This is a genomic window from Pseudomonas sp. WMBT8, from assembly GCF_050916005.1.
In the GTDB taxonomy this organism is placed as follows: Bacteria; Pseudomonadota; Gammaproteobacteria; order Pseudomonadales; family Pseudomonadaceae; genus Aquipseudomonas.
This window is the reverse complement of sequence record NZ_CP188096.1, coordinates 3611658-3624276: the sequence shown is the minus strand read 5'-3', so window position 1 is coordinate 3624276 and position 12619 is coordinate 3611658. Positions and strand designations below refer to the sequence as shown.

General features: G+C 62.8%; 10 protein-coding genes. All 10 read left to right on the top strand.

What is annotated here, in order from left to right; all coding sequences use genetic code 11:
• The first annotated feature begins 6 nt into the window (after positions 1–6).
• On the top strand, positions 7–1203 hold the full coding sequence (locus tag ACO77H_RS16635; protein ID WP_169957078.1) for a CaiB/BaiF CoA transferase family protein: 1197 nt from the start codon (positions 7–9) through the stop codon (positions 1201–1203).
• Between the two features lie 14 nt (positions 1204–1217).
• Positions 1218–2039, top strand: coding sequence for an HpcH/HpaI aldolase/citrate lyase family protein (locus tag ACO77H_RS16630; protein WP_432754308.1), 822 nt, complete (start codon positions 1218–1220; stop codon positions 2037–2039).
• A gap of 123 nt (positions 2040–2162) precedes the next feature.
• Positions 2163–3146, top strand: a complete 984-nt coding sequence (locus tag ACO77H_RS16625) for a TRAP transporter substrate-binding protein (protein ID WP_169899204.1) — start codon at positions 2163–2165, stop codon at positions 3144–3146.
• A 145-nt stretch (positions 3147–3291) separates the two neighbouring features.
• A complete protein-coding gene (locus tag ACO77H_RS16620; RefSeq protein ID WP_432754307.1) occupies positions 3292–3924 on the top strand; it encodes a TRAP transporter small permease in 633 nt (210 codons plus the stop codon).
• A complete protein-coding gene (gene dctM / locus ACO77H_RS16615) occupies positions 3924–5204 on the top strand; it encodes a C4-dicarboxylate TRAP transporter large permease protein DctM (protein ID WP_099169959.1) in 1281 nt (426 codons plus the stop codon). Before ACO77H_RS16620 ends, dctM begins: the two co-directional genes overlap by 1 nt.
• Before the next feature lie 110 nt (positions 5205–5314).
• Positions 5315–7495, top strand: coding sequence for a transcriptional regulator NosR (gene nosR / locus ACO77H_RS16610; protein WP_432754306.1), 2181 nt, complete (start codon positions 5315–5317; stop codon positions 7493–7495).
• A gap of 38 nt (positions 7496–7533) precedes the next feature.
• A complete protein-coding gene (gene nosZ, locus ACO77H_RS16605; RefSeq protein ID WP_169957073.1) occupies positions 7534–9456 on the top strand; it encodes a TAT-dependent nitrous-oxide reductase in 1923 nt (640 codons plus the stop codon).
• Between the two features lie 172 nt (positions 9457–9628).
• On the top strand, positions 9629–10876 hold the full coding sequence (locus tag ACO77H_RS16600) for a nitrous oxide reductase family maturation protein NosD (RefSeq protein WP_432755766.1): 1248 nt from the start codon (positions 9629–9631) through the stop codon (positions 10874–10876).
• The gene (locus ACO77H_RS16595) at positions 10876–11787 is read left to right on the top strand and encodes an ABC transporter ATP-binding protein (protein WP_432755765.1); all 912 of its coding nucleotides are present in this window, start codon (positions 10876–10878) and stop codon (positions 11785–11787) included. The genes ACO77H_RS16600 and ACO77H_RS16595 overlap by 1 nt, the downstream gene beginning before the upstream one ends.
• Positions 11784–12614: an ABC transporter permease gene (locus tag ACO77H_RS16590; protein ID WP_432754305.1), complete on the top strand. Its 831-nt coding sequence runs from the start codon at positions 11784–11786 to the stop codon at positions 12612–12614. Before ACO77H_RS16595 ends, ACO77H_RS16590 begins: the two co-directional genes overlap by 4 nt.
• Positions 12615–12619 lie beyond the last annotated feature (5 nt).

The window sequence follows — 12619 nt, the reverse complement described above, 5'->3', positions numbered from 1 at the left end:
ATTGTCATGACTGCTAATCAACGACCGCTGGACGGCATCACCGTGGTCAGCCTGGAACACGCGATTGCTGCGCCGTTCTGTACCCGCCAACTGGCCGACCTGGGAGCGCGGGTTATCAAGATCGAACGCCCGGGCAGCGGTGATTTTGCCCGTGGCTACGACGAGCGCGTGCGCGGCCTGGCCTCGCATTTTGTGTGGACCAATCGCTCCAAGGAAAGCCTGACCCTGGACCTCAAGCAGGCGGAGGCCGGCGCTATCCTCGACACCTTGCTGGCCGATGCCGACGTGCTGGTGCAGAACCTTGCACCCGGTGCGGCGGCGCGTATGGGGCTCGCGTTCGAGGCGCTGCAGGCGCGCTTTCCACGACTGATTGTGTGTGATATTTCCGGCTACGGTGAAGGCGGGCCCTACGAGAAAAAGAAAGCCTATGACCTGCTGATCCAGAGCGAGGGCGGTTTTCTTTCGGTGACCGGTGGCCCCGGTGAAGAGCAGATGGCCAAGGCCGGTTGTTCCATCGCGGATATCTCCGCCGGCATGTACGCCTACAGCGGCATCCTGTCGGCACTGCTATTGCGCGGCAAGACGGGCAAGGGCAGCCGCATTGACGTGAGCATGCTCGAAAGCCTGGTGGAGTGGATGGGCTACCCGATGTACTACGCCTTCGACGGTGCCCCGCAGCCACCGCGGGCCGGCGCGGCGCATTCGACGATCTACCCCTACGGGCCGTTCCCCACCGGCGATGGCGGCACGGTGATGCTCGGTTTGCAGAACGAACGCGAATGGGCGGCGTTCTGCGACAAGGTACTGCTCACCCCTACGCTGGCGACGGATGAACGCTTCTCGGCCAACTTCAAGCGTTCGGCCAACCGCGAAGTGCTGCGCCAGATCATTGTCGACAGCTTTGCCCAGCTCGACACCGAGGCCGTGATCCAGCGCCTGGAACACGCGCAGATCGCCAGTGCACGGGTCAACGATATGCAAGGCGTGTGGGACCACCCGCAACTCAAGGCCCGCGACAGCTGGCGTGAAATCGACAGCCCGGCCGGGCCGTTACCGTCGTTATTGCCACCGGCGCGTAACGCCGCGTTTAGCCCGCGTATGGACGGCGTACCGGGACTGGGGCAGCACAGCCAGGCAATTCTCCAGGCGCTGGGCTACTCGGGTGAGGCCATCGACAGCCTGCGCGCGCGCGGCGTTATCTAATCAGGAGTTCTGTGATGCCTTTGATTCGTTCTGCCTTGTTCGTGCCGGGCAGCCGCCCGGAGCGCTTTGCCAAAGCACTGGCCAGTGGTGCCGATGCGGTGATCGTGGATTTTGAAGATGCGGTGGAAGAACCGCTCAAGCGCCAGGCCCGGGACAACCTCGGCGGGTTTTTAACGGCCAACCCCGATGCCTGTGTGTGGGTACGCATCAATGCCCCAGAACACGCCGAGCACTTTGCCGATGTGGCGTTCTGCAAAGCCCACGGCAACGTGGCCGGGGTGTTGCTGCCCAAGGTGGAAAGTGCCACCCAGGTGGCGGTGGTCGCCGCCGCCGGCAAAGTCATCTGGCCGATTATCGAAAGTGCACGAGGCCTGCTGGCGGTGGCCGAAATCGCCCATGCGCCGCAAGTGCAGCGCCTGTCGTTCGGTGGCCTGGACCTGGCGCTGGACCTGAACCTGAGCAGCCACTCGGCGGCGGCGAATTTTGCCCTGGATCAGGCGCGCCTGGCGCTGATCGTGCATTCGCGCGCCGCCGGCCTGGTGGCACCGCTGGACGGTGTACACCCGGCGATCGACGACCCGGAGGGCCTGCGCCACTCGATCCGGCATGCTTATGAAATGGGCTTTGCCGGGGCCCTGTGTATCCATCCCAAGCAGGTGCCGGTGATCCATGAGGCCCTGGCACCGAGTGCGGCGGACCTGGCCTGGGCCCAACGGGTGGTGGAGGCCGGTGCCCATGGGGCAGGGGCCTACCAGATTGATGGGCAGATGGTAGATGCGCCGGTGTTGCTGCGGGCCCAAAGGCTGCTGGCAGCACAGAACTCCCACACGGGATAGGCATTGCTCCACAGGTTGGTGTTCGGCTTGGCCGAACGCAGTGTTTAAAAATTTCAAATTCACTACACGCCTCACATCAGGCACCTTGCCTGACACCACCACAACAATAAAAAGGTGATACCCATGCTCAAGCTTTCTCGGGCGCTGTTGTGCGCCGCCACGTTGTTTGCCGCAGGCCTGGCCCAGGCGGCTGATCCGATCATCATCAAGTTCGCCCACGTGGTAGCGGAAAACACCCCCAAAGGCCAGGGCGCGCTGCTGTTCAAGAAACTTGCCGAAGAGCGCCTGGCGGGCAAGGTCAAGGTCGAGGTCTACCCCAACTCGTCGCTGTTTGGCGACGGCAAGGAGATGGAAGCGCTGCTGCTGGGCGATGTGCAGATGCTGGCGCCGTCCCTGGCCAAGTTCGAGCAGTACACCAAGCAGGTGCAGATCTACGACCTGCCGTTTTTGTTCAACGACCTGGCCGCCGTCGACCGTTTCCAGGCCGCTGAAGGCAAGCAACTGCTGACGTCGATGCAGGACAAGAACATCCTCGGCCTGGCCTATTGGCACAATGGCCTCAAGCAACTGTCGGCCAACAAGGCCCTGCACGAGCCCAAGGATGCCCGGGGCCTGAAGTTCCGCGTGCAGGCCTCCAGTGTGCTGGAGGAGCAGTTCAAGGCGATCCGTGCCAACCCGCGCAAGATGAGTTTTGCCGAGGTCTACCAAGGCTTGCAGACCGGCACTGTCAACGGCACCGAAAACACCTGGTCGAACTATGAAAGCCAGAAGGTCAACGAGGTGCAGAAGTACTTCACCGAGTCCAACCACGGCCTGATCGACTACATGGTGATCACCAACGCCAAGTTCTGGAACGGCCTGGCGCCGGACATCCGCAGCAGCCTGGAACAGATCATGGTCGAAGTCACCGTCGAGGTGAACAAGCAGGCCGAAGCGCTGAACCAGTCGGCCAAGCAGAAGATTATCGACGCCAAGACCAGCGAAATCATCGAGCTGACCCCCGAGCAACGCCAGCTATGGCGCGAAGCCATGCGTCCGGTGTGGCAGAAGTTCGAGGGGCCGATTGGCGCTGACCTGATCAAGGCCGCAGACGCGTCCAACCACTGATCGCCTGCGCGACCCCGACCCAAGGTGGGAGCGGGCTTGCCCGCGATGGCGGCGTCTGAGCCAGCCGAGAGGCCGTTGATGCCCCATCGCGGGCAAGCCCGCTCCCACATGTTGCGACCCCTTTCCCTGTAAGCGAGGTTTTGCCATGCAATCCCTAAGGCGCGTCTGGGAGCACCTGGAGGAAGGTTTTATCGCCTTCCTGCTGGCCGCCATGACCCTGGTGACGTTTGTCTACGTCATGCTCAACAACATCTACACCCTGTTTTTTGCCTTGGCCGACAAGTGGGCCTGGAGCAGCAGTTTTTTCAACGCCCTGGGCGACGGCACCATGACCTGGGCCCAGGACATGACCTGGAGCGTCGCGCTGACCAAGGCGATGTTCGGCTGGCTGATTTTCTTCGGGATTTCCTATGGCGTGCGCACCGCCGGCCACCTGGGGGTCGATGCCCTGGTGCGCCTGACGCCACGCCGGGTCCAGCGCCTGCTGGGAATGCTCGCGTGCCTGTGCTGCCTGGCCTACGCCGGGTTGTTCATGGTGGCCAGCTACAAGTGGGTGAGTGCCGTGCTGGCGGCCGGGATCGGGGCCGAGGACCTCGATCATTTCGGCCTGGAAGTGGGGCATATCGCGCTGATCGTGCCGATCGGCTTTGCCCTGGTGTTGATCCGCTACATGGAAATTTTCTACCGCCTGTTTACCCACCGTCAGGTCGGGTTGGGGCTGGCCGACGAAGCCGGTGAAGCCAGCAAGTTGGCCGGTAACCATGAGGAGCGTGACTGATGGCCGTTCTCTGTCTGTTTTTACTGCTGTTGGTGTTCATGTTTCTCGGCGTGCCCATCGCGATTTCCCTGGGGTTGTCGGGGGCGATGTCGATCCTGATGTTCAGCCAGGACTCGTTAAGCTCCCTGGCGATCAAGTTGTTTGAAACCAGCGATGCCTACACCTTCCTGGCGATTCCGTTCTTCCTGCTGTCGGGGGCGTTCATGACCACCGGCGGCGTGGCGCAACGCTTGATCGATTTTGCCAACGCCTGTGTCGGCCATATCCGTGGCGGCCTGGCGATTGCGGCGGTGCTGGCGTGCATGCTGTTCGCCGCGCTGTCCGGTTCATCGCCGGCGACGGTGGCGGCGGTGGGGTCGATTGCCGTGGCCGGTATGGTGCGCTCCGGTTACCCCAAGGAGTTTGGCGCCGGGATCATCTGTAATGCCGGGACCCTGGGCATCCTGATTCCGCCTTCCATCGTGATGGTGGTGTACTCGGCGGCGACGGAAACTTCGGTGGGCAAGCTGTTTATGGCGGGGGTGATCCCCGGCTTGCTGCTGGGCCTGATGCTGATGATCGCGATCTACATCGTGGCGCGTATCAAAAAGCTGCCGGCACAACCCCGGGCGACCTTTGCCCAGTGGCTGGGCTGTGCCCGTCGCGCGTTCTGGGGCCTGTTGCTGCTGGTGATCATCCTCGGCGGTATCTACAGCGGCATGTTCACCCCCACTGAAGCTGCAGCGGTGGCGGCGGTGTACTCGGCGTTTGTCGCGCTGTTTGTGTACAAGGACATGCGCTTGAGGGATTGCCCCAAGGTGCTGCTGGAGTCTGGGCGCCTGTCGATCATGCTGATGTTCATCATCGCCAACGCCATGCTGTTTGCCCATGTGCTGACCACCGAACAGATCCCGCAGGAAATCACGGCCTGGGTCATCTCCGAAGGGCTGACGCCGATCGGTTTCCTGCTGATGGTCAACGTGGTGCTGTTGATCGCCGGCAGCTTTATGGAGCCCTCGGCCATTGTGCTGATCCTGGCGCCGATCTTCTTCCCGATTGCGATGAAGCTGGGCATCGACCCGATTCACCTGGGGATTGTGATGGTGGTGAACATGGAGATCGGCCTGGTGCATCCGCCCGTTGGGCTGAACCTGTTCGTGACCTCGGCGGTGACCGGCCTGACCCTGGGCCAGACGATCCGCGCAGCGATGCCATGGCTGATGATCCTCCTGGCGTTCCTGGTCCTGGTGACGTACGTGCCGTTTATCTCACTGGCGCTGCCGCAGTGGTTGGGCATGTAGCCAGCGCCCAAACGCCGCACCACCCCCAGACTTGATTTCAATCAAGGGCTCACTGGCCACGTGCCACCTACCATCGGCTGCATATCCCGGCCGTTGAAGTCAGTGAGCCCATGAACCGCCCCAAGCCCTCGACCCTCGCTACCCTGGCTGCAAGTCCCGTTACCTGGCTGGTTGTCCTGGTGCTGCTGTTCAGCCTGGCCGGCCCGGCCCAGGCCAAGTCCTACGGCGCGATTGAACAGCAGCGCATCGACAAGATTTTCCCGCAGGCCGACGCCATTTCCGCCGCCCAAGGCCCGTTCAAGGTGCGCACGCTGTCGGCCAAAGGCGCGGTCATCGGCTATGTGTTCCAGAGCCTGGACGTGGTGGACATCCCGGCGTACTCCGGCAAACCGATCAACACCCAGGTGATTCTCGACCCGGCCGGGGTGATCCGTGATGCCTATGTGCTGGAGCACCACGAGCCGATCCTGCTGATCGGCATCCCCGAGGCCAAGTTGCATGACTTCACCGCCCGCTACAGCGGGATCAACGTCAAGCAGCGGGTGGTGGTGGGGCATTCCAGTGACAGCCAGGCGGTGACCGTGGATGCGGTGGCCGGTGCCACGGTCACGGCGATGGTGGTCAATGAGGTGATCATGCGCGCCGCCCACGAAGTGGCGGTGTCGCTCAAGCTGATCGAGGACAAGGCCAGCACCGCGCAGAAAGTCGCGCTGGTGCGCGCTGACCTGTTCGAGCCGGCCAACTGGGCGCAGTTGACCGGCAATGGCGCGGTGCGCCGCTTGCACCTGACGCGCGGCCAGGTGGATGCCGCCTTCAAGGGCACCGAGGCCGAAGGCGTGGACGTGGCGGGGGCGGGGCAGGTCGACGAGACGTTTATCGACTTGTATGTGGCCGATCTCAACGCGCCGACCATCGGCCGCAACCTGTTGGGTGACGCGCAGTACCGGGTGTTGATGCAGGGCCTCAAGCCCGGCGAGCAGGCCATCGCGGTGCTGGGACGCGGGATTTTTTCGTTCAAGGGCTCGGGCTATGTGCGCGGCGGGATTTTTGATCGGGTGCAGTTGCGCCAGTTCGGCAATGTCATCAGCTTCCGCGATATGGACCACCAGCGCCTGTACGACGTGTTCGCCGAGGGCATGCCCGAGTTCGATGAAATGTCGGTGTTTATCGTGCGCCCCCAGGCTGCGTTCGATCCAGGCTCAGCGTGGACCCTGGAGCTGCTGGTACGGCGCCAGACCGGCCCGGTCAGTGGCACCTTCAGCAGTTTTGAATTGCCCTACCAGATGCCCGAGGCGTATCTGGAGCGCCCGTTGCCCACCGCCGCCGAACAGGCCGCCATCGACGAAGCCAACCGGCCGATGTGGCTGACGATCTGGTACCAGAAACACGTGCAGATCCTGATCCTGGGCGCCGCCCTGGTGCTGCTGACGGTGATTTTGTTTTTGCAGGACAGCCTGGCCCGGCGCCCGCGCCTGTTGCATTGGGTGCGCCGTGGCTACCTGCTGTTTACCGTGGTGTTTATCGGCTGGTACGCCCTGGGGCAGTTGTCGGTGGTCAACGTGCTGACCTTTGTGCATGCCCTGTTCCAGCAGTTCCGCTGGGAGCTGTTCCTCACCGACCCGCTGATCTTCATGCTCTGGGTATTCACCGCCGCCAGCATCCTGCTGTGGGGCCGGGGGGTGTTCTGTGGCTGGTTGTGCCCGTTCGGGGCGCTGCAGGAGCTGCTCAACGAGGCGGCGCGCAAGCTCAAGGTGCGCCAGTTCGAGTTGCCGTTTGCCGTGCATGAGCGGCTGTGGGCGATCAAGTATTTGATCCTGCTGGGGCTGTTTGGCCTGTCCCTGGAGTCGATGGCCACCGCCGAGCGGTTTGCCGAAGTGGAACCGTTCAAGACCGCCATCACCCTGCATTTCGACCGCCAATGGTGGTTCGTGCTGTACGCCGTGGCGCTGCTGGTGATCAACCTGTTCACGCGCAAAGTCTACTGCCGCTACCTCTGCCCACTGGGCGCGGCGCTGGCGATCCCCAGCAAATTCAGGCTGTTCGACTGGCTCAAACGGCGCAAGGAGTGTGGCGATCCGTGCCAGTTGTGTGCCAGGGAATGCGAGATCCAGGCGATCCACCCCGACGGCCATATCAACGCCAATGAATGCCACTACTGCCTCGATTGCCAGATGACCTGGCACAACGACCACAAATGCCCGCCCCTGATCAACAAGCGCAAGAAACGCAACAAGGCCGCACCCGCCACTGGGCAATTGATCCCGGTGGTGCAGGTGGCGGTGCCTGAATGACGGCCTTGGGCACCCACTTTTCATATCTGGAGCACATCATGAACGACAGCGAATCGAACAAAACCGGGACCACCCCGGAACCCGAAGGCATGAGCCGGCGTGGTTTCCTTGGCACTGGCGCCGTCACCGGCGCGGTGCTGGCAGGGGCCTCGGCCCTCGGCGGTACGGTGTTTACCCGCGAGTCCTTTGCGGCGGCGGCCAAGGAAGCCAAGTCGAAAATCCATGTGGGCCCAGGGGAGCTGGATCAGTACTACGGGTTCTGGAGCGGCGGCCACCAGGGCGAAGTGCGGGTGTTGGGCGTGCCGTCAATGCGCGAGCTGATGCGCATCCCGGTGTTCAACGTCGATTCGGCTACCGGTTGGGGCCTGACCAACGAGAGCAAGCGCATCCTGGGGGAGGGCGCCAAGTACCAGAACGGCGATTGCCATCACCCGCACCTGTCCACCACCGATGGCCGCTACGACGGCAAATACCTGTTTATCAACGACAAGGCCAACACCCGCGTGGCGCGGATCCGCCTGGACATCATGAAGTGCGACAAGATCGTCACCGTGCCCAACGCCCAGGCGATCCACGGCCTGCGCCTGCAAAAGGTGCCGTACACCAAGTACGTGTTCTGCAACGCCGAGTTCATCATCCCGCACCCCAATGACGGCCACACCTTCGACCTGCAGGACAAGAACAGCTTCACCCTGTTCAACGCCATCGACGCCGAGAAGATGGAAATGGCCTTCCAGGTCATCGTCGACGGCAACCTCGACAACGCCGACATGGACTACACCGGCAAATACGCGGCGGCCACCTGCTACAACTCGGAAAAGGCCTCCGACCTGGGCGGCATGATGCGCAACGAACGCGACTGGGTGGTGGTGTTCAACATCCCGCGCATCGAGGCGGCGATCAAGGCCGGCAAGTTCATCAACCTTGACGGGGTCAAGGTGCCGGTGGTGGACGGGCGTAAGGGCGACGACGGCAAGGACAGCGAATTCACCCGCTATATCCCGGTGCCGAAGAACCCCCACGGCTGCAACACCTCGCCGGACGGCAAGTACTTTATCGCCAACGGCAAGCTGTCGCCGACCTGCACCATCATTGCCATCGACAAGCTCGACGACCTGTTCAGCGACAAGATCAAAGACCCGCGCGGCGTGGTAGTCGGCGAGCCGGAGCTGGGCCTGGGCCCGTTGCACACCACCTACGATGGCCGGGGTTTTGCCTACACCACGCTGTTTATCGACAGCCAGGTGGTCAAGTGGAACATCGCCGAAGCCATCCGTGCCTACGGCGGCGAAAAGGTCAACTACATCAAGCAGAAGCTCGATGTGCACTACCAGCCTGGCCACAACCACGCCTCGCTCACCGAAACCCGGGATGCCGACGGCCAATGGCTGGTGGTATTGAGCAAGTTCTCCAAGGACCGCTTCCTGCCCACCGGCCCGTTGCACCCGGAAAACGACCAGTTGATCGATATCTCCGGCGATGAAATGAAACTGGTCCACGACGGCCCGACCTTCGCCGAACCCCACGACTGCGTGATGGCGCGGCGCGACCAGATCAAGACCAAGAAAATCTGGGAGCGCAACGACCCGTTCTTCGCCGAAACCGTGGCCATTGCGGCCAAGGACGGGATCAAGCTGGAGACCGATAACAAGGTGATCCGCGACGGCAAGAAAGTGCGGGTGTACATGACCTCCATGGCGCCGACCTACGGCCTGACGGAATTCACCGTCAAGCACGGCGATGAGGTCACCGTGACCATCACCAACATCGACCAGATCGAGGACGTGACCCATGGCTTTGTCATGACCAACCATGGCGTGAGCATGGAAATCAGCCCGCAGCAAACCTCTTCCATCACCTTCATCGCCGACAAACCGGGGCTGCATTGGTACTACTGCAGCTGGTTCTGCCATGCGCTGCATATGGAGATGGTGGGGCGGATGCTGGTGGAGCGCACTTAACGGCGAGCACCCAATAAATGTAGGCGCTGGCTTGCCTGCGATAGCGGAGCATCAGAAAACTGTCGGTTGCCTGACACACCGCTATAGCAGGCAAGCCAGCTCCCACATGGGATCTGTTTTGATCAAAAAGGAATACTCCGTGGCTCGACCCCGCACGTTATGGACCGGGTGTGTGTGGCTGCTATTTTCGGCCACCGCCAGTGCCGCTGTACTGCCCATCACCGACCTGCCGTTGGTAGCCGCAGGCCCGCACCGCTGGCAATTGCCCGCCGGTGACTACCAGGGCTCCTTCAGCATCGACCAGCCCCTGCAACTGACTTGCGAACCCGGTGCGGTGATCCACAGCCAGGGCCAGGGCAATGGTCTTCTGATCAACGCTGCCGACGTCACCGTCGAGGGCTGCACCTTCCTCGACTGGGGCCATGACCTCACCGCGATGAACGCGGCCATTTTCATCCAGCCCAAGGCCCACGGCGCCTTGATCAAGAACAACCGCCTGCGCGGCCAGGGGTTTGGCGTGTGGGTCGATGGCACGGCGGATGTGAGCGTGATCGACAACCAGATCCAGGGCGACCCGACCATGCGTTCCCAGGACCGGGGCAATGGCATCCATTTGTACGCGGTCAAGGGCGCGCGGGTGATCGGCAACCTGGTGCGCGATGCCCGCGATGGCATCTACATCGACACCTCCAACGGCAACCTGCTGCAAGGCAACACCCTGGAAGACCTGCGCTACGGCATTCACTACATGTTCGCCAACGACAACCAGGTGCTCGGCAACATCACCCGCCGCACCCGCACCGGCTATGCGCTGATGCAAAGCCGCAAGCTGACGGTGATCGGCAATCGCTCCGAGCAGGACCAGAACTACGGGATCCTGATGAACTACATCACCTATTCCACCCTGCGCGACAACGTGGTCAACGACGTGCGCGACGGCACCACCGGCGACACCATGATCACCGGGGCCGAAGGCAAGGCGCTGTTTATCTACAACTCGCTGTTCAACAGCATCGAACACAACCACTTTGGGCGCAGCGCGGTGGGCATCCACCTCACGGCCGGCTCCGAAGACAACCGGATTGCCAACAATGCCTTTGTCGGCAACCAGCGCCAGGTCAAGTACGTGGCCACCCGCTTGCAGGAATGGTCGGCAGATGGCCGCGGCAATTACTGGAGCGATTACCTGGGCTGGGACCGCAATAACGACGGCCTGGGGGATGTGGCCTACGAGCCCAACGATAACGTCGACCGCCTGCTGTGGCTGTATCCCCAGGTGCGCCTGCTGATGAACAGCCCCGGCATCGAGTTGCTGCGCTGGGTGCAACGGGCGTTTCCGGTGATCAAGTCGCCGGGGGTGATGGACAGCCATCCGCTGATGAAAGACCCCACGCTTTCCCTGCTCAAGGAGCCCGCATGATGCCTGTCGTCGAAATCGAAGGCGTGACCCAGCGTTATGGGCCCGCCACTGTGCTGCATGACTTGAGCCTGAGCCTGGCGCCCGGGGAGGTGCTGGGCCTGTTCGGCCATAACGGCGCGGGCAAGACCACCAGCATGAAACTGATCCTCGGTTTACTGCAGGCAAGCAGCGGCCAGGTACGGGTGTTTGGCCGCGCGCCCAGTGATCCCCAGGTGCGCCGGATGCTCGGCTATCTGCCGGAAAACGTCACGTTCTACCCGCAACTCAGCGGCCTGGAGACCTTGCAGCATTTTGCCCGGCTCAAGGGCGCGCCGATGAGCCAGGTCTCGACGTTGCTGGAAGACGTCGGCCTGACAGCGGCGGCGCGGCGGCGGGTCAAGACCTATTCCAAGGGCATGCGCCAGCGCCTCGGCCTGGCCCAGGCCCTGCTTGGCGAGCCGCGCCTGTTGCTGCTCGACGAACCCACCGTGGGCCTGGACCCGATCGCCACCCAGGATTTGTACTGCTTGCTCGACCGCCTGCGCGGGCAGGGCACCAGCATCATCCTCTGCTCCCATGTGCTGCCGGGCGTGGAGGCCCATATCAACCGTGCCGCGATCCTCACCCAGGGCCGCCTGCTGGCCCTCGGCACCCTGGCGGCCTTGCGCGAAGAAGCGGGGCTGCCGACCCTGATCCGCAGCAGCGGCCTGCAACGTGCGGCGCTCTTGCAAAAACGCTGGAGCGAGGCCGGCCACGTGACCCAGCGCTGGGGCGCGCAAGGGCTGCAAGTGGCGGCGTTCAATGGCAACAAGCTGGACCTGCTGCGCCAGTTGCTCGACCAGGACAGCCCCAGTGACGTGGAAATTGTCGTGCCGTCCCTGGAAGACCTGTACCGCCATTACATGGACAGCCCTGTGGAGCGTGCCCAATGACGCCGATCTGGAACATGGCCCGCAAAGAATTCAGCGATGGCCTGCGCAACCGTTGGTTATTGGCCATCAGCCTGTTGTTCGCGGTGCTGGCCATCGGTATTGGGTGGCTCGGTGCGGCGGCGTCCGGGCAACTGGGCTTTACCTCGATCCCGGCAACCATCGCCAGCCTGGCCAGCTTGGCGACCTTCCTGATGCCATTGATTGCGCTGTTGCTGGCCTATGACGCGATTGTCGGCGAGGACGAAAGCGGCACCTTGCTGCTGTTGCTCACCTATCCCCTGGGGCGCGGGCAGATCCTGCTCGGCAAGTTTGTCGGGCATGGGCTGATCCTGGCGCTGGCGACCTTTATCGGATTCGGCTGCGCCATGCTCGCCATCGCGCTGCTGGTGGATGACGTCGAATTCAGCCTGCTGCTCTGGGCCTTTGGCCGCTTCATGCTGACCTCGACCTTGCTCGGCTGGGGCTTTTTGGGGATGGCGTATGTGTTGAGCAGCGTCTCGGCGGAAAAGTCCACGGCGGCCGGGTTGGCCCTGGGGGTGTGGTTCTTTTTTGTGCTGGTCTTTGACCTGGCATTGCTGGCGCTGCTGGTGCTCAGCGAGGGGCAGTTCAGCCCGACGCTGCTGCCCTGGCTGTTGCTGTTCAACCCGGCGGATGTGTACCGGCTGATCAACCTGTCGGGCTTCGATGCCGGCCCCGCGTCGGTAGGCGTGATGGCCCTGGGCGGTGACTTGGCAGTGCCGGAGGCGGCGTTGTGGTTGTGCCTGGCGGCGTGGGTCGCCGGGCCGCTGGCCTGGGCCTATTGGCTGTTCGGGCGGCGCGCGGCATGAATTTT